Source organism: Achromobacter sp. 77, from assembly GCF_020541125.1.
GTDB lineage: Bacteria > Pseudomonadota > Gammaproteobacteria > Burkholderiales > Burkholderiaceae_B > Achromobacter > Achromobacter mucicolens.
In genome coordinates this window covers 4,827,033-4,852,469 of the sequence record NZ_CP059848.1, presented here as the reverse complement: position 1 = coordinate 4,852,469, position 25,437 = coordinate 4,827,033, and the positions used below count along the sequence as shown (strand labels likewise).

At 66.5% G+C, this 25,437-nt stretch carries 22 protein-coding genes; 14 read left to right on the top strand and 8 right to left on the bottom strand.

Translation table 11 applies throughout. The features are described from left to right. The first annotated feature begins 2 nt into the window (after positions 1-2). From H4P35_RS22440 to H4P35_RS22410, 7 genes are read left to right on the top strand one after another with little or no spacing between them, the layout of a single operon-like run. A complete protein-coding gene (locus H4P35_RS22440; protein ID WP_226847064.1) occupies positions 3-1,268 on the top strand; it encodes an NAD(P)/FAD-dependent oxidoreductase in 1,266 nt (421 codons plus the stop codon). Next, positions 1,265-2,041 (top strand): DUF1365 domain-containing protein, encoded by a 777-nt coding sequence (locus H4P35_RS22435; protein ID WP_226847063.1) that lies wholly within the window; start codon positions 1,265-1,267, stop codon positions 2,039-2,041. Before H4P35_RS22440 ends, H4P35_RS22435 begins: the two co-directional genes overlap by 4 nt. Continuing rightward, a complete protein-coding gene (locus H4P35_RS22430) occupies positions 2,038-3,312 on the top strand; it encodes a cyclopropane-fatty-acyl-phospholipid synthase family protein (protein WP_062839629.1) in 1,275 nt (424 codons plus the stop codon). The genes H4P35_RS22435 and H4P35_RS22430 overlap by 4 nt, the downstream gene beginning before the upstream one ends. Then, entirely contained in the window at positions 3,309-3,824 is a 516-nt protein-coding gene (locus tag H4P35_RS22425) for a DUF2878 domain-containing protein (protein ID WP_226847062.1), read from the top strand. The genes H4P35_RS22430 and H4P35_RS22425 overlap by 4 nt, the downstream gene beginning before the upstream one ends. Next, positions 3,821-4,588: a DUF1295 domain-containing protein gene (locus H4P35_RS22420; RefSeq protein WP_226847061.1), complete on the top strand. Its 768-nt coding sequence runs from the start codon at positions 3,821-3,823 to the stop codon at positions 4,586-4,588. Before H4P35_RS22425 ends, H4P35_RS22420 begins: the two co-directional genes overlap by 4 nt. A gap of 11 nt (positions 4,589-4,599) precedes the next feature. After that, positions 4,600-5,682, top strand: a complete 1,083-nt coding sequence (locus tag H4P35_RS22415; RefSeq protein WP_226847060.1) for a cyclopropane-fatty-acyl-phospholipid synthase family protein — start codon at positions 4,600-4,602, stop codon at positions 5,680-5,682. A 12-nt stretch (positions 5,683-5,694) separates the two neighbouring features. Continuing rightward, a complete protein-coding gene (locus H4P35_RS22410; protein WP_128827562.1) occupies positions 5,695-6,213 on the top strand; it encodes a lipocalin family protein in 519 nt (172 codons plus the stop codon). 16 nt (positions 6,214-6,229) lie between these two features. Here H4P35_RS22410 and H4P35_RS22405 read toward each other — a convergent pair whose 3' ends face one another. Next, the gene (locus H4P35_RS22405) at positions 6,230-6,499 is read right to left on the bottom strand and encodes a PAAR domain-containing protein (RefSeq protein ID WP_056325685.1); all 270 of its coding nucleotides are present in this window, start codon (positions 6,497-6,499) and stop codon (positions 6,230-6,232) included. Positions 6,500-6,517: 18 nt separating this feature from the next. Then, positions 6,518-6,772 carry a hypothetical protein gene (locus tag H4P35_RS22400; protein WP_063952630.1) on the bottom strand — a complete coding sequence of 85 codons (255 nt, stop codon included), beginning with the start codon at positions 6,770-6,772 and terminating at the stop codon, positions 6,518-6,520. 131 nt (positions 6,773-6,903) lie between these two features. Between H4P35_RS22400 and tssA the strand changes: the two genes are divergently transcribed. Then, the gene (tssA, locus tag H4P35_RS22395) at positions 6,904-8,055 is read left to right on the top strand and encodes a type VI secretion system protein TssA (RefSeq protein WP_226847059.1); all 1,152 of its coding nucleotides are present in this window, start codon (positions 6,904-6,906) and stop codon (positions 8,053-8,055) included. A 23-nt stretch (positions 8,056-8,078) separates the two neighbouring features. Here tssA and H4P35_RS22390 read toward each other — a convergent pair whose 3' ends face one another. The 5 genes from H4P35_RS22390 to H4P35_RS22370 form a co-directional block, all read right to left on the bottom strand. Beyond that, positions 8,079-8,873 carry an OmpA family protein gene (locus tag H4P35_RS22390; protein WP_226847058.1) on the bottom strand — a complete coding sequence of 265 codons (795 nt, stop codon included), beginning with the start codon at positions 8,871-8,873 and terminating at the stop codon, positions 8,079-8,081. A 3-nt stretch (positions 8,874-8,876) separates the two neighbouring features. Continuing rightward, positions 8,877-9,860, bottom strand: coding sequence for a type VI secretion system-associated protein TagF (tagF, locus tag H4P35_RS22385; RefSeq protein WP_056325695.1), 984 nt, complete (start codon positions 9,858-9,860; stop codon positions 8,877-8,879). After that, the gene (gene tssM / locus H4P35_RS22380) at positions 9,857-13,624 is read right to left on the bottom strand and encodes a type VI secretion system membrane subunit TssM (protein ID WP_226847057.1); all 3,768 of its coding nucleotides are present in this window, start codon (positions 13,622-13,624) and stop codon (positions 9,857-9,859) included. Before tssM ends, tagF begins: the two co-directional genes overlap by 4 nt. Positions 13,625-13,688: 64 nt before the next feature. Then, a complete protein-coding gene (locus H4P35_RS22375) occupies positions 13,689-15,056 on the bottom strand; it encodes a hypothetical protein (RefSeq protein WP_226847056.1) in 1,368 nt (455 codons plus the stop codon). Beyond that, complete coding sequence (locus tag H4P35_RS22370) at positions 15,056-15,910, bottom strand: M15 family metallopeptidase (RefSeq protein WP_180098203.1); 855 nt, start codon at positions 15,908-15,910, stop codon at positions 15,056-15,058. The genes H4P35_RS22375 and H4P35_RS22370 overlap by 1 nt, the downstream gene beginning before the upstream one ends. A 189-nt stretch (positions 15,911-16,099) precedes the next feature. Here H4P35_RS22370 and H4P35_RS22365 point away from each other — a divergent pair, with 189 nt between their 5' ends. Genes H4P35_RS22365 through H4P35_RS22340 form a run of 6 tightly spaced genes read left to right on the top strand, consistent with a single transcriptional unit; the run spans position 16,100 to position 24,794 of the window. Further along, positions 16,100-16,975, top strand: coding sequence for a hypothetical protein (locus H4P35_RS22365; protein WP_226847055.1), 876 nt, complete (start codon positions 16,100-16,102; stop codon positions 16,973-16,975). 58 nt (positions 16,976-17,033) lie between these two features. Continuing rightward, positions 17,034-19,922, top strand: coding sequence for a type VI secretion system Vgr family protein (locus H4P35_RS22360; RefSeq protein ID WP_226847054.1), 2,889 nt, complete (start codon positions 17,034-17,036; stop codon positions 19,920-19,922). Beyond that, on the top strand, positions 19,919-20,908 hold the full coding sequence (locus tag H4P35_RS22355) for a DUF4123 domain-containing protein (protein ID WP_226847053.1): 990 nt from the start codon (positions 19,919-19,921) through the stop codon (positions 20,906-20,908). Before H4P35_RS22360 ends, H4P35_RS22355 begins: the two co-directional genes overlap by 4 nt. After that, a complete protein-coding gene (locus H4P35_RS22350; RefSeq protein WP_226847052.1) occupies positions 20,901-21,731 on the top strand; it encodes a hypothetical protein in 831 nt (276 codons plus the stop codon). The genes H4P35_RS22355 and H4P35_RS22350 overlap by 8 nt, the downstream gene beginning before the upstream one ends. Beyond that, positions 21,716-22,498: a DUF3304 domain-containing protein gene (locus H4P35_RS22345; RefSeq protein WP_152382528.1), complete on the top strand. Its 783-nt coding sequence runs from the start codon at positions 21,716-21,718 to the stop codon at positions 22,496-22,498. The genes H4P35_RS22350 and H4P35_RS22345 overlap by 16 nt, the downstream gene beginning before the upstream one ends. After that, complete coding sequence (locus tag H4P35_RS22340; RefSeq protein ID WP_226847051.1) at positions 22,488-24,794, top strand: phospholipase effector Tle1 domain-containing protein; 2,307 nt, start codon at positions 22,488-22,490, stop codon at positions 24,792-24,794. The genes H4P35_RS22345 and H4P35_RS22340 overlap by 11 nt, the downstream gene beginning before the upstream one ends. A 134-nt stretch (positions 24,795-24,928) precedes the next feature. Here the strand turns inward: H4P35_RS22340 and H4P35_RS22335 are convergent, their stop codons facing one another. Further along, positions 24,929-25,432: a hypothetical protein gene (locus H4P35_RS22335; protein WP_056325710.1), complete on the bottom strand. Its 504-nt coding sequence runs from the start codon at positions 25,430-25,432 to the stop codon at positions 24,929-24,931. Positions 25,433-25,437: the final 5 nt, after the last annotated feature.

Here is a 25,437-nt window from a genome sequence, read left to right as displayed (position 1 = left end):
ACATGCGCATCGCCATCATCGGTTCGGGCATCTCGGGACTGGTCTGCGCCTGGAAGCTGGGCCGCGATCACGAGGTCACGCTGTACGAGGCCAACGACTACCTGGGCGGGCACACGCATACGCACACGGTCGAACAGGACGGGCAACAGTACGCGGTTGATAGCGGATTCATCGTCCACAACCCGCTCAATTACCCGCATTTCACGGCATTGCTGACGGAACTGGGCGTGACGTCGCAGCCCACCACCATGAGCTTTTCGGTGCACAAGGAGGCCAATGACCTGGCCTACAACGCCACCTCGCTGGACACGCTGTTCTGCCAGCGGCGCAACCTGGTATCCCCACGCTTCCTGGGCATGGTGCGCGACCTGATGCGCTTTTACCGGGAGTCGCCCGCGCTGCTGCGCGCGCCGGAGCCAGGCCCCACGCTGGGCGAATACCTGGCGCAGCACCGCTATGGCGACGCCTTTCGCACCGATCACCTGATTCCGATGGCCTCGGCGCTGTGGTCGTCGCCAGCCTCGCGCATCCTGGAGTTCCCGGCGCGCTACCTGGTGCGGTTCATGGCCAACCACCAGATGCTGCGCATCAGCGGCCGTCCGCAATGGCGTGTGGTGCAGGGCGGGTCGCGATGCTATATCGACGCGATGCGACAGCGGTGGACGGTGCGCGAGCGGCTGAACTGCGCCGTGCGCGCCGTCAGGCGTCTGCCGGGCGGCGTGCAGGTGGCGACGCGCGAGGGCCTGGAACATCACGACGAAGTGATCTTCGCCTGCCACAGCGACCAGGCGCTGTCGCTGCTGGCCGACCCGACGCCGCAGGAACGCGAGGTTCTGGGCGCCATCACCTACCAGGACAACGACGTGGTGCTGCACACCGACGCGCGCCTCTTGCCGCGCCAGCGCAAGGCGTGGGCCGCCTGGAACGCTTACGTGCCGGCCGACCCCGAGGCGCCTTGTTCGGTCAGCTACTGCATGAATCTGCTGCAGGGCATCACGTCGCCGCGGCCCTTCATCGTGACGCTGAACCGCAGCGATGCGATCGATCCCGCGGCGGTGCTGGCGCGCATGCGTTATCACCACCCTGTCTACACCCACGAATCGGTGGCCGCGCAGGCGCGCCGCGCCGAGATCTCGGGACAGCGGCGCAGCTGGTATGCGGGCGCCTATTGGGGATGGGGCTTTCACGAAGACGGGGTGGCGAGCGCGCTGGACGTGGTGCGCGGCATCCAGGAACAGCCGGGGGTCTGGGCGCGGGAGGCAGCATGAACCTGCAAAGCGCCGTCTACGAAGGCCGGGTGACCCACCGGCGCCACCACCCGCATGCGCACGGCTTTGGCTACCGCATGGCGCAGCTATACCTGGACCTGGACGAAATCGGCCAGGTGTTTCAGGACCGCTGGCTATGGTCGGTGGAGCGGCCCAACCTGGCGCAGTGGCGCCGGGCCGATTATCTGGACGCCGCCGAGGGCCTGCCGCTGGCGCAGGCGGTGCGGCAGCGCCTGCGCACGCAGTTGGGCGACGTGCCGGCCGGGCCCATCCGGCTGCTCGCGCATCCGCGCTATGCCGGCTACGTCTTCAACCCCGTGAGCTTTTATTACTGCTTTGAAGCCGACGGCCGCACGCTGGCGGCAATCGTGGCGGAGATCACCAATACCCCTTGGAAGCAGCGTCATTGCGTGGTGCTGCCCGCCGCCGCCGCCGAGCGCGAGGGCGGGGCGCTGGCCTGGCGCTTTGACAAGCGCTTTCACGTGTCGCCCTTCATGCCCATGGACTGCGCCTACGACTGGCGCTTCAACCTGCCCGCCGACGACCTGCGTGTGCATATGCAGGTCAGCCGGGAAGGCGTGGCGCAGTTCGACGCGCACCTGAGCCTGCAACGCCGCGCGTTGGACGGCGTGGCGCTGGCGCGCGTGCTGTGGCGCTATCCGCTGATGACGCTGCAAGTCGTCGGCGCGATCCATTGGCAGGCGCTGCGCCTGTGGCTCAAGCGCAATCCCGTCTACGACCATCCCCGCACGCCCAACGGAGAACCGCAATGAAACCCATGACGTCCTCGGAACATGCCTCGATCGCGGCCAGCCGCCCCGCGACGGCGCTCGACCGCCTGTTGCGTCAGCGCCTGTTCGCCAGCCTGGCGGCGCTGGACCACGGCCAACTGCTGATCGAGGACTGCCTGGGCAGCGCCACGCTGGGCCGCGGCGAGCCGCTGGTGCGCCTGACCGTCAGCGACCTGGGGTTCTACCGGCTGGTGGCCGCGCAAGGCAGCGTCGGCGCGGGCGAGGCCTACGGCGATGGCCTGTGGCGCTGCGACGACCTGGTCGGGCTGGTGCGGCTGCTGGTGCGCAACCGCGACACGCTGGACGCCATGGAATCGGGACTGGCGCGGCTGGCCGGCTGGGCGTTGCGGCGCTGGCATGCGCGCAATGCCAACACCCGCGAGGGCAGCCGCCGCAACATCGCCGCGCATTACGACCTGGGCAATCCGTTTTTCTCGCTGTTTCTTTCCGGCGACCTGATGTATTCGTCGGCACTGTGGGCCGACGGCGACGACACGCTGGAGGCGGCGTCCCATCGCAAGCTGGACGCAATCTGCCGCAAGCTGGCGTTGCAGCCGTCGGACCGCGTGGTCGAGATTGGCAGCGGCTGGGGCGGCCTGGCCATCCACGCCGCGCGCCACTACGGCTGCCATGTCACCACCGCCACACTGTCGCGCGAGCAGCATGACCTGGCGGTCGAGCGGGTGCGGGCAGCCGGGCTGCAGGACCGCGTCAGCGTCGTGCTGCGGGACTATCGCGACCTGCAGGGCCAGTACGACAAGGTGGTGTCGGTGGAAATGATCGAGGCTGTCGGCGCCAATTTCCTGGAAGCGTATTTCGCCAAGGTCGCCAGCCTGCTCAGTCCGCATGGCCGCGCGCTGATCCAGGCCATCACCATCGAAGACCACCGCTACGAGCAGGCGCTGGCCTCGGTGGATTTCATCAAGCGCCACATCTTTCCGGGCAGCTTCATTCCGTCCATCGAGGCGATGCTGCGCGCCAAGACCCGCGCCTGCGACCTGGCGCTGGTGCACCTGGAGGACTTCGGCCTGTCGTACGCGCGCACGCTGCAAGCCTGGCGCGAGCGCTTCCTGGCGCGGCAGCCCGAGGTGCGGGCGCAAGGTTTCGATGCGCGCTTTTGCCGCTTGTGGGAGTTCTACCTGGCGTACTGCGAAGGCGGTTTTCGCGAGCGCTCCATCGGCGTCGCGCACCTGCTGCTGACGCATCCGCAGGCGCGCCCCGATGGCGAGCGCTGGTTGCGGGAGGAAGCATGATGCGTTTCTGGGCCAACCTGATCGGCTACCAGCTCGTCTGGTTCAGCGCCGTCATCGGCGCCGGCCGCGGGTTGGCCTGGCCGGGCGTGGCTGCTGCCATGGTGTTCGTCGCGGCGCAACTGGCGGTCTCGGCGACGGCGCGTGCCGACTTCAGACTGGCGGCCGCTGCCGTGCTGTGCGGCCTGGTGCTGGAGGGCACGCTGTCCGCGTTGGGATGGGCGCGTTACGCGGCCGACGCCTGGCCCGCGCCGCTGTGGATCCTGGCGTTGTGGGCCGCCTTTGCGCTGACGCTGAACCACTCGCTCGTTTACCTGCGTTCCCGGCCGTGGCTGGCCTGCGTGTTCGGCGCGGTGGGCGCGCCGCTCGCCTATTGGGGCGCTGCCCGCGGCTGGCAATCAGTGCATTTTGAACCGCCCGCCTGGCGCGCCACCGTCGCGCTGGCGGCGGGCTGGGCGTTGGCGTTGCCCGCGCTGACGGCAGGGGCGAGGCGATGGACCCGGGAGGCATCATGACGATCTGGCAACAATGGTCCACCATCGCGATCGTCATGATCGCCGCCATGGCGCTGGCTTGGGGCTGGCAGCGCCGCCATGCCAATGCGGGCATCGTGGACGTGGTGTGGGCGCTGGGCATGGGCGCTTCGGCCTGGCTCATCGCGGCCACCGGCGCGGGCAGCGGTGCCGCGAGGCTGGCCCTTGCCGTGATGGCGGGCGTGTGGTCGCTGCGGCTGGCGTGGCACCTGTGGCGCCGCGTGCGCGAAGGCGAAGACGGCCGCTACCGCGCGCTGCGCGAACACTGGGACGGCCATCAGGGCAAGTTCTTTGGGCTCTTCATGTTCCAGGCCGGGCTGGTGATGCTGTTCTGCCTGCCGTTCCTGGCGGTGGGCGTCAGTCCCGCGCAGGGCTGGCCCGTGGCGCTGGGGCTGCTGATCTGGCTGGCCGCGCTGTCGGGCGAGGTGATCGCCGACCGCCAGCTCGACCGCTTCCGCGATAACCCCGCGAATCGCGGCAACACTTGCAGGCGGGGCCTGTGGCGCTACTCGCGGCATCCGAACTACTTCTTCGAGTGGTGCCATTGGTTCGGCTACGTCGCCCTGGCGTGGGGTTCTCCGCTGGCATGGCTGTCGTGGCTGGGACCGGTGCTGATGTTTGTGTTCCTGCGCTGGATCAGCGGCATTCCGTTCACCGAGCAACAGGCGCTGCGCACGCGCGGCGACGACTATCGCGACTATCAACGCCGCACGCCGGCGTTCTTTCCCTGGTTTCCGAAACGCTGACGAGGCATGCCATGACGACCGCCATCCTGAACGACTCTCCCTTGGCCTCCGACCGTCCGGCGCCCGGCCTGCTTGGCCTGGCCGAGCGCGGCCTGCTGCCCGATGCGCTCCTGCGCCTGGGCATGCGGCGCCTGTGCGCCGAGCGCCTGGCGCAGGAATACGCCGGCGGCATCGAGGCCTGGACCGAACGCGACCGCCAGCTGATCGCCAGCCTGCGCGCCAGCGCCGTGGCCATCCATACCGACGCCGCCAACGCGCAGCACTATGAGTTGCCCACTGCGTTCTTCCAGCTGTGCCTGGGCGCGCGCATGAAGTATTCGAGTTGCTATTACCCGACGGGCCGCGAAACGCTGGACCAGGCCGAAGACGCGATGCTGCGCCTGTATGGCGAGCGCGCCGGGCTGGCCGACGGCCAGGACATCCTGGAGCTGGGTTGCGGCTGGGGCTCGTTGACGCTGTGGATGGCCGAACAGTATCCCAACGCGCGCATCACCGCGGTGTCGAACTCGGCCACGCAACGCCAGCACATCGAGGCGCAATGCCGCGCGCGCGGCTGGACGCACGTGCGCGTGGTGACCTGTGACGTCAATGTTCTGTCACTGCCCGGCGCCGCCTTCGACCGGTGCGTCTCGGTGGAAATGTTCGAGCACATGCGCAACTACCAGGACCTGCTGGCGCGCATCGCGCAGTGGCTTCGGCCCGGCGGCAAGCTCTTCGTGCACATCTTCGCGCACCGCGAGCGCGCCTATCCGTTCGAGACCGACGGGGCCAGCAACTGGATGGGGCGGCACTTCTTCACGGGCGGCATCATGCCGTCGGCCCATACGCTGCTGCATTTCCAGCAAGACCTGACGCTTGAGGAACGCTGGTTTCTCGACGGCACGCATTACGCCCGCACCGCCAATCACTGGCTGGCCAACCAGGACACCCGAGCGGAACCCGCGCGGGCGGCGTTGGCGCAGGCTTACGGCGCACCCCTGGCCGGCTTGTGGCATCAGCGCTGGCGCATGTTCTGGATGGCATGCGCCGAACTCTTCGGCTACGACGACGGACAGCAATGGGGCGTCGCGCACTATCGATACACGCGGCCCTGAGGAGAAACGATCATGTTGCGAACTCTGTTTATCGGCGTGACGGCCCTCTTGGCCGGCTGCGCGTCGCCGCCGCCCATGCCGCCGGTGGCGCAAGTGGACCTGGACCGTTTCATGGGCGACTGGTATGTGATCGCGCACATTCCCAGCTGGCCCGAGCGCAACGCCTATGACGCCGTGGAAAGCTACCGGCTGTTGCCCGACGGCCGGGTGCAGACGGATTTCCGCTATCGCGATGGCAGCTTCGATGCGCCCATCGACACCATGCACCCCGTGGCGACGGTGCGGCCCGGCACCGGCAACGCGGTGTGGGGCATGCAGTTCATCTGGCCCATCAAGGCCGAGTACGTGATCGCCTATCTGGACGAGTCATACCAGACCACCATCATTGGCCGCTCCAAGCGCGACTACGTCTGGATCATGGCCAGGGTGCCGTGCCTGGACGACGCGGTATACGCCGACCTGCTGCGCAGGGTGACGGCGCTGGGCTATACGGAAGCGCCGCGCAAGGTGCCGCAGCGCTGCGACCGGTGAGGCGTCCTGCGCGGGGTCAACCGTACTCCAGCTGATAGAAACTCTGGCTGGCGATGAGCGTGGCGCCGCAGGACGTGCGCATGCCTTCCAGGGCAGTCAGGCGGTCGGAGCCGACGTTCTGCACGCCTTCCACGATGGTGTGGTTGTCGCCGCATTTGGGGCAGGTGACGCGGTCGCCGACCCGCGCCATCGGTTGGCCAAAGATCACGACGGTTTCGTCGCCGGTGACGACGACGCCGCCGTGCGAGGTTTTATCGCCCTTGCGGATGACGGAACGTTGGGACATGGTGCGCGAGAGTCAGGTTTATAGATACGTGCCATCCGGCGCGAGGCGGGCGGGGCCGGCCACGAAGGTGCCGTCCGGCGCCATGCGCACCGGCCCGCCGCCGCCCTTGTAGCTGCCGTCGGGCGCGCGTTGAGGCTTGCCGGCCACATAGGTGCCGTCGGGCGCGCGGGTGATGGGGCCTTCGCCGCCCACGTACGATCCATCGGGCGCGCGGCGCGGCGTGCCGGCGATGAAGTGTCCGTCGGGCAACATACGAATGGTCTTCGACGTCATGAATGCTCCTTGGGGATGAGGGCAAATCATAACGAAGCATCGTGATGCGCCTTGTAATAGGACGTGTCATCTTTGAACGTTACACGTAAGCGGATGTGGCATGATTTGCGCCTACAACAGCCCTGACGCCTATGACCGACATCAACGCCCTGTTGCAACCCATTCCCGGCGACGCGCCTTGCGGCGTGGACCTGGTGTTCTCGCCCGAGTTCGACGCGATACGCGAGGCGCGCCGGCATGACGACCCTCAACTCGACCAAGGCGACTGGGTCATCGACCTGAAAGAAGCCGATTGGCCGGAGGTGACGCGCATCTGCACCACCGTGCTGCGCGACCGCAGCAAAGACATCCGCATCGCATCGTGGCTTGCCGAATCCTGGGCCCAGACCCGCGGCTTCGCGGGGCTGCGCGACGGCTACCTGCTGATCGACGGCCTGTGCCGCAACTATTGGGACGGGCTGCACCCGGTGCCCGAAGATGGCGATGTGCAGCAGCGCGTGGGCAATCTGGCGTGGCTGTTGTCGCGGTCGCAGCAATTGATCGGCGAGATTCCGCTGACGCAAGCCGACGGCGCCCGCTATGGCGCGGTGCTATGGGAGGCGGCAAGCCAATTGGCCAATGCGGTCAAGCGCACGCCCGACAACGCCCACGAACTGACACGCGGCAAGCTCACGCTGGACCGCTTCGATGCCGCGCGGCGCGACACGCCGCCGTCTTTCTATTCGGAGCTGGACGCGCAGCTGCAAGGCTGCGCGCAGGCGCTGGATCAACTGGAACGCACCCTGGATGCGCAACTGGGCGACGAAAGCCCGGCGTTCTCCCGGGTGCGCGAGGCGCTGCGCAACGTGACCGAACTGGTGCACCGTTTTGCGCGCGATGCGGGCCTTCTGGTCCGTACGGACCTTGCCGCCGCACCGGCGCCGGCCGTGCCCGCCGCCCCTGTTCGCGTGGAGCCCACATTGACTGCCGCCGATCACTTCGATGGCGCCGCTGCGCCGGGCGCCGCGGTGCCGGGAGCCGCTGCACCGCTGCACGCCGTACCGCCCGCCACCGCCCGCGGGCCCATCCAGACCCGCGAACAGGCGCTGGCGCAGTTGCGGGACGTGGCCGAGTTCTTCCGCCGCACCGAGCCGCACAGCCCGGTGGCCTACCTGGCCGACAAGGCGGCAAGCTGGGGCGAGATGTCGTTGCACCTGTGGCTGCGCACGGTGGTCAAGAACGACGAGACGCTGTCGGGCCTGGAAGAGTTGCTGGGCATCAAGAAGGCGGGCGACGGCAACTGAGCGGCCGCCGCCGCCACCCCTGACTACCGCGCCGCCCGGAACTCGATACGCCGGTTCTTGGCGCGGCCTTCCGCCGTGGCGTTGGTGGCCACCGGCTGATCCGGGCCCGCTCCCATCGCTTCGAAGCGCGACGCCGGCAACCCCTTGTCCACCAGATAGTCCCGAACCGCGTCTGCACGCGCCTGGCTGAGCGCCAGGTTGGTGCTGCGGCTGCCGGAGCTGTCGGTGTGGCCGATGATCTGGATCTTGTCGGCGCGCAGCTTGGGCACGGTGTCGGCCACGCGATCCAGCAATTCCCGGCCGCGCATCGTCAAGCGGGTGCTGCCGGTCTCAAACTCCACCACGCGGTTGGTCAACAGGTTGTCCAGCACATCCTGCTCATCCTTGCCGGCCGACACGCGCAAGCCGTTGACGATCTTGTACGTCGGGTTCAGCGACGTGGCAAAGTTGCTGGCGATCTGTTGGCGCGAGGCTTCGTTGTCGACTTCGCCCCGCAGGCGGATCTGCGTGCCGTCGATTTCCAGCTGGCCGCGGTTGATCTGCTTGAGCGGGCTGTCCAGCAGCTTGCCCACGTGTTGGGACCAGTTCGGGGGGGCCACCACGCCGCCCACGTCGATGCGGTCGATGACGTTGCCCACGCCATAGACCTTTTGCAGCCGCGCCAGCACATCGGCCTTGGTGGCCTCGTCGGGCACCGCGCCGCTGGCCACCACCTGGCCGGGTTGGGGAATGACGTTGGCGGGCACGACCGTGGCGGCGTCCTGGGCGTGGGCCGAGAATGCCAGCGAGGCGGCCAGGACCAGAGTAAGCGTACGCATGTCCTAGGCTCCGATGAAAACTTCGCGGAACGTCTCCAGCGCCTGGCGCAAGGAGAGCCGCGGTTGATCCAGATAGCTCGCCAGCTTGGCCAGCCCGTGGCTGGCGCTGACGTGATCGCGCACCCACGGCGCGTCTTCCAGCACGATGTAATGCTGCGACAGCGCCTGCGGGGTGGATAGCAGCGTTGCCAGCGTGCGCGGCGAGGCGCCGCGAAAGCCCACCACCAGCCGATGCTTGCCGGCGATGCGCCCGATAAAAATGGCGATCTCGAAATCGGCGCGTGTCAGGAATGGCGCGATCAAGGTCATCCAGTAGCTGGCGACCAGATTGATGTAGAGCGGATCGTCCGGCAGCGGCAGCGCAAGCCCGGTGTCCAGTTGCGATGAGCCGCTGGACATCACGGGCGTGAGCAGGATGCCCAGCGCCAGGACGATGTCGTGCATGCTGGCCGCGTGTCCGTTGCCGCGCAGCATGGCCTCGACGCGTTCGATCGTCTGAAGGTCGATGAAGGCATCGAAACCGTCGTCGGCGGCGGTGCGGATCTCGCCTTCCAGGTCGTTCAGCGTTTGCAGCGCGGGCGCGGGGTCGCCGTCATGCATGAGCTGCGCCGCCGCCGTGCCCATGCGATTCCACATGCGGCTGAAGGCGAGCGGGCTGCGCGCGATGAAGTCCAGCGGACGGGTCACTTCCACCGACGTGGCGGTAATGAACGGAAAGCGCCGGCCCGATTGGTCGCGGCTGGGCTGCAGATGGCCGGCGATGGCCAGCTTGCCGCGCGAGCCCAGCACGGCGAAGGGAACGGGCTGCGCTTCGTCGTACAGCGTCTTCCAGTGCGGGTCCTGCGCCAGCACCTCCATGGTGTTGGCCACCCACGCATCCAGCGTCGCCATCAGCTGCGGGTGCGAGGTGTTCTTGACGAAATCACCCCGGGACGGAATCTTGCCAAAGTAAGCCGTACGGAACATGGGAGACTGCGGATTGCTCATTGCTGCGCTCCGGCAGGCGTCGGGGCGACGGAGGGTTGAGGGGACGTGCCGGCCACCGTGGCGGGCAGGCGCAGGTTGCGCAGGCCCTGGCTGCCGGGCTCGGCGCCGCCGGCGCTGGCGGCTTGCGCGTTGCTGATGATGCGCAGACGGACGGGCACGGTGATGTTGGATTTGCTCCAGCTCATCTCGAAGCTGCCGTCCGGGTTGGGCTTGCGCTGCGCACCCGAGATCAGGCGTTCCAGGCCGAAGCGGCCGGGTTCGTTGACCACTTCCACCACGGTGCCGTCAAAGGCGGTGGCCGTGATGCGCGCGCCCGGCGCGCCCTGCGCGTTGGGCCATACGAAGTTCACCCATTGCGCCGGCGTGTTGCGGTAGCGCAGTTGCTGGCCATCGATCTCGATGGTGTATTCGGTCACGCCGCCGGCGGGCCTGGGCTGGATCTGGAACAGCGTCTGCGGCTGGCTTGCCGCGCCCGATCCGGCTGCGCCGCCGGACAGCGGCGCCACCCACTGGGCAAAGTTCGCCGTGAAGGACGGTTGCAGCTCGATGCCCATGTCGCCCCAGGTGCGCGCAGTCAGGATGTCGCCGCGACGCACGGTCAGCGGACCCAACGTCTCGTTGACGTACTTGGCGATGCTGCCCTGCGGGCCGAAGATCTGCCCGATTTCTTCACCGCTGGCCTCGATGCCGGCCTTGGTCGAGAACGGATACTTGTCGGCCAGCGTCTGTGTGAAGGGCTGGTACACCTGCGCGTTCCAGACCTTGTTCAGCTCGGTCTGGGCAGGTTGCATCGCGACGGCGTAACCCTGGATCAGCGGGCGCACCAGCAGCGGACGGAGCGTCTCGCGCTGCGCGGGCGTCAATCCCGCCAGCATCTGCTCATCCACCAGCTTCAGCGCATCGGCCAGTTCCGAATCCTTGCCTTCCAGCGTCTGGCGCATCAGGAGCAGCGCGCCGGGGCCCGGATCGCCCTGGTTGTTGATGAGGTTAAAGCGCGTGCGGATCTTGGACAGCGCATTCATGTAGTTGCCCAGCAGCGACTGGTTGTCGCGCGTGACAACCAGTCGCGCCACGTCGGAGAACTCGCGGCCCACCGGTCCCATCGGCATCTGTTCGCCACCCGGCGCGACTTCCGTGGGCTTGGGCTGGCCCTGGCGCAGGATCACTCGCTTGAACCACGCGACCACGCCGGTCTGCGCCTGCGAAAGGCCGGTGTTGATCAGCGACGGGTTGTCCCAGGAGGTCTGCTCGTACGTCGTGTTGATGAGCTTGACCAGCGGTGAGTTCTGCGGATCGCCAAGGCGGTTCATGCCTTGCACCGCCTGATCGAAGCTTGAGAAAGGCTTGATCGTGACGCCGCGCAGCATCTTCTGCCACTCTTGCGCGTATTCCGTCTTGTACATCGTGGCCAGGCTTTTCTGGATCTGCTCGGGGCTGCCTTCCAGCGTGAGGTCGTCGCGCGCGTTCACGCCCAGCACCCAATCGCTGGTCTGGACTTCCTTGCGGGCGGCTTCGCCGATGGCCGGTTCAATGTATTGTTCCCAGGCTTCCCGCGTGAAGGTGCCCGGCACCGCGTAGCTGCCCGCGACCACGGCGGCGTCGGCCTCGCCCATGATGCGCGCCACCGTCATCGCGGGGAAGCGGGTGGCGGCGCGCGCCTTGAGCGTGGCGTAGGCGCGTTCGCGCGCCGGCATGCCCTGCATCACGCTGCGCAGGTTGCCGCGCGTGCGCTCGACCATGGCCAGGTTGGTTTCGATCTGCGGCCAGTCGCTGTCGGCCGCGCGCGCAACGTAGAACGAGATCAGCCGTTCGGCGCTGCGGATGAGCTGGTCGCGCGGCATCGCGCCCCGGTTGGTTTCCAGCCAGCCGCGCCAGAAACGCGTGATCTGATCCGACAGGTGCGTCGGGTCCACGTGTTCGCGGTTGGCCATCATCAGGTACGTCTTGAGCGCGTTGTAGGCGTCGTCGACGTTGGTGGGCGAGGCGTCCTGGAACAGCGTGTCGCCCGCGTTCGCGCGCACGGTTTGCGCTTGCGCGGGTGCGGTGGCGGGGCGCTCGCCGGAAGCGGCCGCCTGCGATACGTCCACGCGTCCCAGATAGTCCTCCAGGCTGGCCTTGACGGGCGCCAGCATGAATTGACGCAGGCCGTTGTAGTACTCGGCAAGCAGGCGCTGCTTGAGCACATCGCCTTGATACAGCCCCAGGCCCAGCGACAGCGGCCGGCTGGCAGAATAGCGGTCCAGCTGTTCGATGCGGTCCTGCAGGATCTCCATCGCTTCCAGGCGGCTTTGCAGGTCCGTGCGCTCGCTCTGCAGGCGCACGACCTTGTCCAGGTCGGCCTGCACGTTGGTGGCCAGTTGCCGGTTGCCCAGGTAAGACCAGCTCCATCCGCCCAGCACCAGCCCCAGCGCCAGCACCAACCCGAAGAAGGTCAGGTAACGCATGCGGACCTTGTTCGGACTGGCGTGCTGGCGCACCAGCTTCTTGTCCGCAAAGATCACGTTGGAGAACAGGTCGCGCAGGAAGAAGCCGTTGTGCGAATTGACGCCGCGCGCGGGCTCGCGGTTGGCCGGGCGCAGCGTGAAGCGTTCGGCCAGCTTGTCGGTGGATGTGCTGCGCGATGCGCCTTCCTGCAGCGCGCTGGTGAAGTAAAAGCCGCGGAACACGGGCTTGTACTGAAACGGATTGGTCTCGAACAACGTCGACAGAAACGTGCGCAGCGCCGGCTTGATGCCCGCGAATTCCAGCGGGAACGTCAGCAGGCCCGGGGGCAGGGCGGCGCTGCGGCGCAGCGACATCTGCGCCGTGCCCATTTCCTTGAGCCCCTCGTATAGTTCGTCGAAGCGCTCGTCGAACAGCGTCAGGACGTCGCGGCTTTCATCGGCGCCATAGGGCAACGTCGCGCCCCAGACTCGATCGCGCTCGCGCGCATCCGCGTCGGCAAAGAACTCCGAAAAGCCGGCGATCAGGTCGGCCTTGGTGAAGATCACATACACCGGGGCAAACACTTCCAGCCGGTCGGTCAGTTCCTGAACGCGCTGGCGCAGATTCTTGGCCAGGTTGATCGCGAACTCGGGGCCGGCATCCGTCAGTTCACTGATGCTGGCGGCCACGATGATGCCGTTGATGGGCGCCTTGGGACGATGGCGCTTGAGCAGATCCAGAAAGCTCATCCATTCGTTGCGGTCTTCTTCGTGCACCGAGTAGCGGCCCGCGGTGTCCAGCAGGATGCCTTCCGTGGTGAAGAACCAATCGCAGTTGCGCGTGCCGCCCACGCCGCGCACCGCTGCGCCGTTCTTGTCTGCAAAGGGGAACTGCAAGCCGGAATTGATCACGGCGCTGCTCTTGCCGGCGGCAGGGTTGCCGATGACGATGTACCAGGGCAGCTCATACAGCGCTTCGTTGCCGGAGGTCTGGCCGATCTTCGATGTCTTGATGGTGCGCACGGCTTGCGTCAGCCGCGTGCGCAGCGCCTCGATCTCATTGCGGTTGGCGGCGGGGCTGGCGGCCGCGCCCGTCTGCACCTGCTGTTCCAGCATGTCGCCCAGCTTCTGGTTGGCGCGCCGCGCCTTGCGGCGGCGCCACAGGTAGGTGCACAACCACAGAAACAGCAGCACGCCCAGCAAGGCCCCGGCCCACACCATCGCGATCTGCATGGTGTCGGCAAACAGGAACAGGAACACGATCAGCGCAATCAGGCCAATGGCCATGAAGGTGCGCGGGTTGGCGAACACGCGAGCGCTCCAGTAGCGGAAGTCGCTCATGGCGCTGGAAAATCGAGAAAACAATCCTGATGGGCTACGCATGGTTTTCGCTGTTGTTATGGGGTCAGGCGGTAGCGCTGGCGGCGGGCTGGGTAACCAGTGCCGCCGAGCGCAATACGGGGTCTTGCAGGGTAAGGGTCAGTACCGGCTGGGCATACTGCATGCAGGCTTGCCCGGCCACGGCCAACGTCAGCAGGGAGGCGGCCACGCCGGTATGTCCACAGGCAACGCCAACCGACTGGCAATCCTTGGCCGCGTCCAGGTGACTGAAAAGTTGTGACGCGATGTTGATCGGTTCGAGCGGGCGGCTGCCCCGGTGGTCGGCATCGCTGATGACGTGGATGAGGCTGTCGGGTGCGACGTCCGCGCGTTGCAGCAGGTCTTGCACGGTATCCGCCAGCGGGGCTTCGGCCTGCGCGCCGCGCGCGTCGGCCGGCTTCTGGCGGTGCAGCACGGGCGACAGGGCCACGCGCAGTGGGGCGTCGGTGCCGGCCGGGCCCAGCAGCAGGCCGGCGGCCGCTTCGCCCGGCACACGGCCTTGCGGATTGGCGGGGGTGAGCAGTGTCGACATGCCATCCCACATTGCCACTTGCTCGGGATCGATATAGCCGTCGCCAGCCAGCACGATGCGCCAGGGCTCGGGCGTTTGCGCGTCGTGCGGGGCCGCCGCCAGGTCGCGCAGCAGGCCGTCGGCTGCCATGGTGTCGCGCGCCTGGTGTTGCGCGACGCTGATGCGGCTATCAGGCCAGACGCCGGCCGCGGCCTGAATCTCCTGGCACGCGCGTTCACGCGCCGCGTCCGGCCAATCGGCCGGCAGGACGAGCTCCAGGCGCAGCAGGGGCCAGTCCTCATCACGGGCGGGCACATCCAGCGCGGTGACGTGGCGATGCGCCTCGTTGGTGAGCGTGCGGGCGACGTCGGCCAGCAGGGACGTCACGCGCAGGGTTGCCGTGCCCGTCGCCTCGGGCGGCGCGCCGCGTTCGCGGGCGGCGGTGTACAGCGCAAGGTCGTTCACGCCCGGCACGCGCGCGGCGAAGATGGGATAGCCCTGCGGCGTTTTCAGTTCGGCATCCAGCTCGGGACGCTTCTGCGCCGCCAGCGCCTCGGCGATGGCGGCGGTGTCGTCGCCGGCGGCGGCACGCGCCGCCACGGCGGCCACGCGCAATTGGACAAGTTGCGCGGGCGCGTGCGCCGGCGATTGCGCCGCCGGCGTGGCGGCGTCCGCGGCAGGCTTGGGCGCGCGTGCGGCTCGCACCGCGCGCGCCCCGAGCCACAGGGCCGCCAGCATCGCCAGGGGCAACGCGAAGAGATACAGCCCGATGTCCACGCCGGTCGGCAGCGTGCGGGATTCCTGCCACCAGATGATGACGGCCAGCCACACCACGGCGAACAGCATCAGGACCAACAGGCCTTTCTTGACGACGCGGGCCATCACTTGGCGCCCTCGCGAGCGCGTTGCATGACCCCGGGACGGCGCAGCTCGACGTGGCCGAAGTCCATCATCTTCCAGCGGCCGCCCCACGTCAGGCCGACCAGTTCGGCGGTTTCGCCAAAGAGTTCATAGCCGCGCATGGCCCAGGGGTCTTTTTCAGAGATGACGATCTTGCCGTCGCGGAAGAATGCGCTGTCGGCGGCCAGGCCATATTGGTGATAGCTCTGGAACGCGCCCGCGTTCGTCACGTGCGTGCCCATGCCCGCCAGCTCTTCCTGCCGCTCGGGGCTGCGATAGCCCTCGATCAGCGCCATTTCGTACCCATGCTGTTCACGCATGATGCGATACGCCAAGAGCAGGCGCTGGCGGAAATCCGCGTCCAGCAGATCCCAGTTCCGGCTTGCGCCGCCCAGCTTCGGACGCACCAATTCCACTTCGCGGGTGGTGAATGCGTCGGGGGGCAGCGGGGCCGGCGGAGCCAGCCTTTCGCCCTCCAGCAAAGCCTGTATCCGGCGGTCCGGACCGGCCGTTTGGGTGCTGTAAACGAATGTGTGATTGTGTCGCATGAAGAAAGCAAAAAGTGACGGAAGCATTACAACTGTCAGCCCGATTGCAACTTGCCAGCGGTACCTTCCGACCCAATCCTTCGACGCGTTCATGCCGCTGCGCAGCACGCCCGCCGTCCCGCCAACTGCCCCGCCCGCGTGGGTCGCGCCACGCGTCGCACCCCGCGCCACGCCTTGTACGCAGGCGCGCAGACCCCGGGCTGCGCCGTGGCGCAACGCGGGAAAAAAAAGGAGAGCGGAGACGCCCACCGCCAGTAAAAAATACAGGGGCAGTAGCAGCAACAAAATAGGTCCCTCATGTGAAGGCGTAATCTTTTGTTCTATTCGCGCACGAGGCAAGTGCTCGGGCGTTGCAAGTAGCGTCCGACCCTTAGGAATCGTAACAAGGAGCGATGATCGAAACGGATCGATCGGGTATTCTCGGCGGGCTTGGTTACAGGGGGGCTGCACACGCCTCCTGCTGACACGGGAATCCGCATGGCAGAAGACAAACAAGAATCTCGCCCTACGAAGACCGCGCCGAGTTTGCTCAGCGCCACGGCGTCCTCGTCACGCGAGATCGAATCGGCGCGCATTCTGGCGGCGCTAGAGGGGCGCGTACCGCAAGCCGAGGTCAAACATCTTGCGCCGCCGCGCCGCCGCGCGGGGCGGTGGCTGGCGCTGGCGCTGTTGCTGGCCTTGCTGGCTGGCGGCGTCACCTGGTTCATTCATGAAGAGGGCGCGGCGCCCATGATGGCGCAAGCGCCGGCGCCCGCCGTGGCGTCGGCCGAGCGCCCAGTCTCCGCGCCGCCGCAAGCGTCTGGCGCGGCCTCCGCGGCAGAGACGTCGCTACCCGCTGCGTTGGACACGCCGCCGGCGGTTGCCGCCATCGTTGACGAAGCGCCGCCCGCGCGCGATGCGAACATCGGCCGGGGCGATCCGGACCCGCTGGGCGAACCCACCAATCCGCTGTCCGTGCTGGCCATGACGCCGCCGCCCGCGGCCGCGCCTGCGCCTGGACCCACGCGTCAGGCAGCCGAACAGCAACGCGCGCGCCAGTCTGGCGCGCCGCAAGCGGCCAAGCCCGCCAGCAACACGCCGCGCACTGCCGCCAAGCAGTCGGATACCGACGCCGCCTTGCTCTCGGCGTTGATGAGCTACGGGCTGCCGCCCGCGTCTCCGCCGGGCACGCGCGTCTACAAGTCCGACGGCGTATTCATCCGCGAGATGCCCGGCTCGCCGCTGGCCGACCGGCTGAAGGCGTGCCGCAAACTCAGTTTCATCGAAGGCGAGCAATGCCGCCTGCGCGTGTGCGCGGGGCAGTGGGGCACGGCCCCGGAATGCCCCACGCCGCAAGCCAACGTCGAACCCTGAATTCGCATCGCCCGGAGCGGGCGAGTGTCGTCAACGTCTTCCAAGAGGTTTTTGTTCCATGGCTGTCAACGCAAGCAGCGGCAGTTTCAGCGCCGAGACCCGCCTTTTCCGGCTGGACGGCGAAGGGGCGATGTCGTCCTTGCAGGTGGAAGGCTGGGCCGCGCGCGAGGTGCTGTCGACGATTGGTCAGATGCGCGTGGTGGCGCTGGCCGAAGATGCCGGGCTGGACCTGAACGACATGATCTCGCGCCCGGCCACCTTGTGGACCACGTGTGCGGACGGCACCGAAACCGGGCGCAGCGGCGTCGTGCGCGAGGCCGAGATGCTGGGCGGCAATCCGGGCATGGCGCGGTATCGCCTGACCTTGGCGCCGTGGTTGTGGCTGGCGACGCAGCGGCGCGAAAGCCGCATCTATGAAAGCCAGCCCGTATTGGACATCGTGCGGCACGTGCTGGATACCTACCCGGGCTACACGTACAAGGTGTCCGCCGAGGTCGAGACGCATCTGGCCGATCTGCCCGCGCGCCCCTACACCACGCAGTATCGCGAAACCGATTACGACTTTCTGTCGCGGCTGTTGGCCGAGTCCGGCCTGGGCTGGACCACCGTCGAAGACGACAGTGCGCCTGCGCGCCACGCGGTGCTGATCTTTGCCGACAGCCGCACGCTGGCCGAGGACGCGCAGTCCGCCGGCGTGGGCGTGCGCTTTCAGCGCGCGCACGCCACCGAATCGCAGGACGGCGTGCAGGTGTTTGCGCGGCGGCAACGCCGCGGCGTGGAACGCGTCACCGTGCTGGGATGGCACGGCAGCGGCAAGCATGCCATTTCGGGGCAGGCTCTGGCGGGCCCGGCCAGCGGGTCCGATGACGAGAGCGCCGGGCTGGAATGGTTCGAGCCGCTGGGCCACGGCGCCTTGCTGAATCAGGCGCATGCGCAGTTTCAGGCCACGCTGATGATGCAGGCGGTGCAGGCAAGCGCGGAAACGTTCGTGGGGCGCGGCAATGTGCGCACCTTCCGGTCGGGAACGCGGTTCACGCTGCAAGACATGTCGCCATTGGGTCCGTCCGGTGAGGCGGGTTTTGAACCGGTCTTCGCGCTGGATCTGCTGGAGCAGGTGGGCGTGAACAATCTGCCTGGCCAGGCCGATGCCGGCATGGCGGCAATGCGGGGCGCGCTGGATGATTTTCTGCGCTTTGACGACGAGACCGCCGCGCACGCCGCGGACGGGGATGCGCCTGCGCGCAGCGACGCCTTCCTTGGCCAGGCGCAGCCCGATGCCGCCGTGCTGGCGCGCGCGCACGACGTGGGCTATGCAAACCGGTTTCGCGCCGTGCGTTGCGACCGGCCCTGGCGCGCCGCCTTCGCTGCGGGGCGCGGCGCACGGCTGGCGGGCGCGCCGTCGGTGGTGGGCGTGCACACAGCCATCGTCACCGACGCTGAAGGTTCCACCGAGGCCCGCGGCGAGGACGAGATCTACCGCAATGCACGTGGCGATGTCCGCGTGCGCTTTCATTGGCAGGCCGAAGGCGCGGGCCTGGCAAAAAGCCGATGGGCGCGCGTGGCGCAGCGCCAGGCAGGCGCGGGGATGGGCATGAGCTTCGTGCCGCGCGTCGGCCAGGAAGTGCTGGTGCGGTTTCTGGATGAAGACATCGACCAGCCCCTGGTGGTGGGCGCGCTGTACAACGGACGCGGCGAGGGCGGCATTCCCTCCACGCCCGGCGGCAGGGCCGGCGAACCGATGAACACCGACGTGTACGCCGCCGCCTTGGACGGCAAGCCCAGTGCGCAGGCCAACCTGGCCAGCGGCAATGCGCCTGCCTGGCATGGCGCGGCCGGTGGCGACGAACAGCATCGCAACGCGGCCGCGCTGAGCGGCTTCAAGAGCAAGGAATTCGGCGGCGACGGCTACAACCAGATCGTGTTCGACGACAGCGATGGCCAACTGCGCATGCAGATCAAGACGACGCAGGCCGCCACGGAGTTGAACCTGGGCCACTTGATCCATCAAAGCGGCAACTATCGCGGCAACGTGCGCGGCGTGGGCGCAGAGCTGCGCACCGATGCGTTCGGCGCGGTGCGCGGCGCAGGCGGCGTGTTGCTCACGACCTATAACGCGGGCGGCAGCGAGCCGGCGGGCGAGGCCGCGGCGCCTTTGACGCTGGCCGGGCAGGCCGACATCATGGCGCAGTCGTTCGATGGCGTGGTCGGCGCCCACCAGGGCGTGCGGCTGGCGTCCGCGCGCGGCACGACGTCCGAAGGCGCCAGCCGCCTGGATGGCGAACGCGCGCCGCTGGCCGCCATGACGCACGCCGTGTCCGGCACCGTGGCCGGCGAGGCGCTGGGCGGCGCGGCGGGCGACGCCTCGGCCAAACATACCGACGTGGTGAACGGCAAGGTGCCCCACCTGACGGACCCGCTGGTGCTGATGGCGGGCCGGGCTGGCCTGACGCAGGCGGCCGGACGCAACCTGCAGGTGGCAGCGGGCGAACTGGTGCATTGGTCTTCCGGACAGGACCACAACCTGGCCGTCATCGGGTCGTTGCGCGTGCATACCGGGCAGGCGCTGGGCATCGTGGCCGGGGTGCAGCAGGGGGGGACGGAATCGGGCCTGGATCTGATTGCAGGCACGGGCGATGTCGAGGTGCTGTCGCAGCACGATGTGCTGACGGTGCAGGCGCAGCAGGATCTGCGCATGGTGAGCGCCAACGCGGGCATCGAGTACGCGTCGCCCACGCGAATCCGCATCGCCAACGCGGCGGGCGCCAGCATCGTGATCGAAGGCGGCAACATCACCGTCACCGCCCCGGGCCGTATCGACGTCAAGACCGGCAACAAGCAATTTGCCGGCCCGACGCAGATGCCGTATCCGCTCCCCCAGTTCACCGTCTGCAAGACCTGCATCCTGGACGCCCTGGAGAGCGTGCAGTCCATCACCGACAAGGCATGACGGCGATGCACTATTCCTGGCAGGACGCGTTGCTGTCCACATTCGCCGAATTGCCCCATCACCGCGGCCCGTATGGAGAGGCCGCGCGCGCGTATGTGATCGTCGACTTCCGCGGCCATCCGGATCTGTTGGCTCGGCTGACCGCGACCGAAGACCTGAGTTTCGGCTCGGTGTGGGCGCAGACCGGGCTGGACATATACGGCGACGTGGCGCCGCTGCTGATTGAGGTGGACGGCGCCTCGCAAGGCGTGCTGCGCGGGCCGCGTCACGGGGATTTCAGCACCGTGCTGGTGCGCGTGCTGGAAGCGCTGCACGAGCGCGCCGCAGGCTGCTACGCGATGATGAGCTTCGCGTCGGCGGTGCCGCTGGAGAAGCTGATCGCGCACTTCGGCGCGTTCTGCGACTACGCCTTGCCGGATGCCAGCGAATTCTTCCTGCATTGGTACGACAGCCGCATCCTCGCGCGCGTGGTCCAGGTCTGGACTCCCGAGCAGCGCGCGCGTTTCGCGGCGCCCTTGATCACGCTGCGTTATGCGCTGCGAGATGGTTCGCAGGGCGAGCTGGCTGGCACGGGCCGGCTACCCGCCGCGCGGACTGACGGCATCGAACGCTTCACGCCCGAACAGCACCAGATGCTGTTCGATCTGGACTACCCCGACAAGCTGGCGGTGCAGTTGCGCCGGCTTTATCCGAACCTGCTGCCCGGCAACCCCGATCAGGACGCCCTGGTGCCGCGCGTGCAGGCGCAATTGGATCGCGCGCGTGCTCACGGCGTGGCAGGAGATAAGGACACGTTCGACTATGTCGCGTGGGGCGTGGCGATCTCGCCGCGCTTCGATGAGCATCCGGCGATCGCCGACGGGCTGCGTGCGTATCGGGCAAGCGCAGAAGGCGGGCTGTCGAAAGCGCTGGAAGGCGTGCCGGATGCGGTGTGGGATGCGGTGCAGGCGCGGCATCGGGCGGGCCGGGATGGCGGCGATGCGTAAAGCATTGGTCGGCATGCTGCTTTGGCTTGGCCTGTTGAGCGGGTGTAACGCCGAACCGATTTATCGGGGGGTGAGCTTTGTCACATACAACTACACCCCGTGGAACCTTGAGCCCGTCCGCATCAGCGATGCATCAGGTCGCGTGGCAAGTTCCAGCACGCTCCCATCGGGCGGCGGCGAGGGAAGCATCTCTTGCTGCTATACGTTTTCCGGTACGGAATTCGAGGTGAAATGGAGCGGAGGCGACCCCGACCTGCTTCGCAAACACCTGTTTGACGGCAAGTTCGACGAGGTGCTTTTCAAGAAGGAAACGTCGGTGCACTTCCCGGCCACGAAAGTGCCCGAAGGGGATGGAACGCTGATTCTGGAGTTACACATTTATCCGGATGAGCACATGGAACTTGCCTTGAGCCGCGAGTTGAAAGGGCAAGTCAGAATTCCAATCGTCGATACCGCTCGCTGGTTGTACGGGAAATGCCGTGACGAGCTTGTGAGATACAAGAGCGCGGACCATCTGACCAACGACGTTGCCAAGGTCACCAAACAGGCGTGGATGTCTTATCGGCTTGAAGACGCGAAGGACTTGCGCGCGTACATGTATCTCTATTTCGTCGTGGCCTCGGATTTCGACAGGGACGCGCAGATTGCGGCCCTCTTGGCGGACCCGGCCCGAACGCCTGGCGCATTTGGCAACGCGGTGATGTCGTTGTCGACAGAAAGGATTGCGCAGTTGAACGCGGCTGGTGCATCGCGTGGAGAAAAGAATGTCAGAAGTGGGAATGGCGTGGGACAACTCGGGAGCAAGGAATGCGTAAGGGCTTGATCGGGGTACTGCTGTGGCTGGGTCTGTTGGCGGGGTGCAATGGCGAACCCACGTACCAGGGTGTCAGCTTCATCGCGTACAACTACACGCCCTGGAATCTGGAGCCGGTTAGGCTGAGTGACGCATCGGGCAACGTGGTCAGTTCAAGTACGTTGGTGCCGGGCGGAGGCGAGGGACGGGTTTCCTGCTGCTACACATTCAAGGGGACTGACTTTACGGTGAAGTGGAGCGGGGGGGACCCCGAGTTGCTTCGCAAACATCTGTTCGACGACAAGTTCGACGATCTGTTGTTCAGGAAGGAAACAAAGGTGCATTTTCCCGCCACCAAGGCACCCGACGGAGATGGCTCGCTTTATCTGGAATTGCATATCTATCCTGACGAGCATATGGAGCTGGCGCTGAGTCGCAATCTGACCGGTCAAGTCAGAATTCCAATCGTGGAAACCACGCGATGGCTGTACGGGAAGTACGGCGCCGAGTTGACCGGCTACGAAAACGCGACCCAGTTGAAGCATGTTCTCGCAAAGGTCACCCGGCAGGCCTGGACGCGGTATCGCATTGAAGAGGCCGAGGACATGCGCGGCTACATGTATCTCTACTTTGTCGTGGCCTCGGATTTTGACAAGCAGGCCGAGATCGCGAAACTCTTGAAAGATCCGAATCGCAAGCCGGGTGATTTTGGCCGTGCCGTGTTTGCCCTGCCGAGCGAAAAGATTGCACAGATCAAGGCGTCCGGCACGCCTCCTGGAGAGAAGAATGTCCAGTGATCAAATTCCTGAAGTCGACAGAACGCCCGCTTCAGTCTTGAAGGCCATGGCGGCTAATGAGGCCGCCTATCCCAAGGATTCCTGCACCGAGTGCGGTATCACTTTGCGCATGGGCTTCTTTTTCGATGGCTTCGGGCGGAACAAGGATATCGATAAGGAGAATCCGACGTTCCTGTCGAATGTGAGCAGGCTGTGGATGGCCCACTTCAGCGAAGACGACGAAAACAGGCCGAACAAGCAGCACTGGTTTCCGTTCTACTACTCGGGCCTTGGCGTCGAGCTGAACGAGAGCGCAAAGGCTGACGTCGTTGTCCGCGCGCTGACGATTGCTGGAGGAAAAGTGGCCGACAAGGCGATCTCCAGCGCGCAGGACGCGGCAAAGAACATCACGCGTCTTGATGAAGTTCCGGATGTGGATGCCACAGGGCGCGCAAAGAAGGCTGTCCAGCAATCCATCAAGGATGGGTCCTTCCACCCCATGGTGAAGGCATACAAAGACGTCGTCAAAGATGTCCAGTCGCTTCCCGAGAAGACGGTAAGAATCTGGAATGCCCTGGATCCCGAGCGAATCCGCAATCGCGCACAGGCCACCGTGCGCGGCTTCTGGTCGGATTTCAAGAAGAATCCGTTGAAGGTTGCCTGGACGGCGGGAAAGAACGCTGCCAAAGCCACATTGCTGGAGGGCGTGCCGGTCGTGCGGGACAATGCCGCCGTCGCCGAATTGATGGGAACCGGTGTTGACACGCGCCTGGATGCGGCCAGGCGTCAGTTCGAGGAAGCCTATCAGAAGGCAAACGCGGGCACGGAAAAGGTCGTGCGTATCGAGATCTGCGTTTTTGGCGCGGATCGTGGCGGGGTCATTGCCAAGCAATTCGTCAACGATATCGTCAAGAAGTACAAGCGCCGCCACGACACCGACCTGGCCATCATCGGAAAAGACGGTGCGCCGGACGCGAAGATTGTCATTCGATTCCTGGGACTGTTTGACAGTGTCGCTTCCATCATGGAAGAAAACTGGTTCCTTGAGTTAATTCCCTTCACGGACCTGATCAAACAGACGCACAAGGACCGCACGCTGACCATACCCGCAGCCGTGGAGAAGGCCGTGCATTTCGCCGCGGCGCATGAATTGCGCCGCAATCAGCGGCTGGACTCCCTGGAAAAGACGCGTGGCCTGCAGTATCTCTATCCGGGCTCAAGCGGTGACGTGACCGGCGTGGCCCCAATGGGATCGCTGGGCACTCGCGCGTCGCTATCCCGGGTTCCATTGCGCGAGATGATGAATCTGGCGCTCGCGCACGGCGCTGCGATGTATAGCATGGAGAGCATTGCGTCCCGGGATCAGGTGCTGTACCGGATGCTGAGCCTGGCCGGCTCGATCGAAGACGAAGGACAGACCTATCACGTCCAGGAACTGGTCGATGCCTACCGCGAGATCGTCAAATACGAACCCGGCTGCGATTTCGCACCGCACATGGAAGTTTTCCTGCGGTGGCTGGCGGTGCGTTATCAGGACCCCGTGTTTCGCGCCGGGATGTCGGATCCCGCGGAGGCGTGGATCAAGGACCGGGACTTCTTCACCCCGGAGCAGGAGCTCATCGAAGAGCGCAGGCGATTGAGCATGCTGCCGCGGGAGGAGCTTGCCAAGCCCGAGACGACGGCGCGCGCGCGCGAACTGGAGGCGCTGGCCAATGAGCGCCGCGAACGGGCCAATGCCAGCCGGGGCGAAGCGCCGCCGCAGCGCTTCCTGCCGCTGTGGGAGCGCCTGGAAGAAGAGTACAAGGGGCTGGAAGAAGCCGAGCGCCAGGATGCGGCGACGGAGCAGCGGCGGCAGGACATGGAACGCAACCAGCCCGAACAGCTTCGGGCCATGGAAAGGTGGGATCAGGAGGCGGTCGTCAGGGAAAACATGCGCTTCGGCAGAAAGCCGGGCGACCCCGATTACGTTCAGAAGCTGCCGGACCCCTTTGCCGACATGAAGGCCGATCGCGCCATGCAGCGGCGTCTGCTGACCGCCTGGCGCGATGCGCGCGACGGCAAGACGCAATTGCCGCCCAAGGTGATGACGCTGTTCGACTGGCTGGTGCACGACGCGATGCTGAGCAGCTGGCCAGACCATCTGCTGGCCAGCACCCGCATGTACTTCCGCGTGCGCGACAAGGATGTGTTCGCCAAGACCGACGCGAAGGCCGAGATGGAACAGCGCGCCAAGGATATGCGCAACGCTGAGAAGGTGGAGGCGATGGCGGCGCGCAACGAGCAGAACATCCGGCAGATGACGCCCGCACGGCCCTGAGCGGCGGCTTGTTGTTGATGGAAAGACGGCCCTGCAGAGCAGGGCCGTCTTCATTTGACCGGCCCGTTCCTTAGGCGGCCGGATCTTCTGCCGGCCGGCGCTTTCCCAGGCCGGGTTTTACTTCTGGCCGAGTTTTACTTCTGGCCTTCTTCGACCTCGATGGTCACCGTGTTCGACTTCACGTCCTCGGCCTCGATGTAGACCTCATACGTGGCCGGCGTGGCCGGCAAGTGCAGCACGCCGGCCATGTCGGTGGTGAAGCGCGTTTCCACGGTCATGCCCGGCGGCAGGGCGATCTTCGGGGGGCGGGGGCCGCCTTCCCGCGGGTCCACCGAGACATTGGGCAGCTTGGGACGCACGTAGTTGAACGCGACGCCGCGGTAGACCTTGCCGGTGCGCGTATCCTTCGCCACGAAGCGCGGCAGTTGCGGATTGTCGATGACGGGCAGGATGCCGCGTGCGCAGACCGGAATCGTCAGAGTGCTGCCGTCGCGGATCCTTACGCGCGAGGGCGCGGCGATGCGCATCTGCGCGTCGTAGCCTTGCAGCGGCGGCATGCAGGCGTGTTCCTGCTGCGAGTGCGTGGGCACCGAGGCAAAGGAGGCGGGCTCGATCCAGTCGGTAGTCATGATGGGCATGTCGA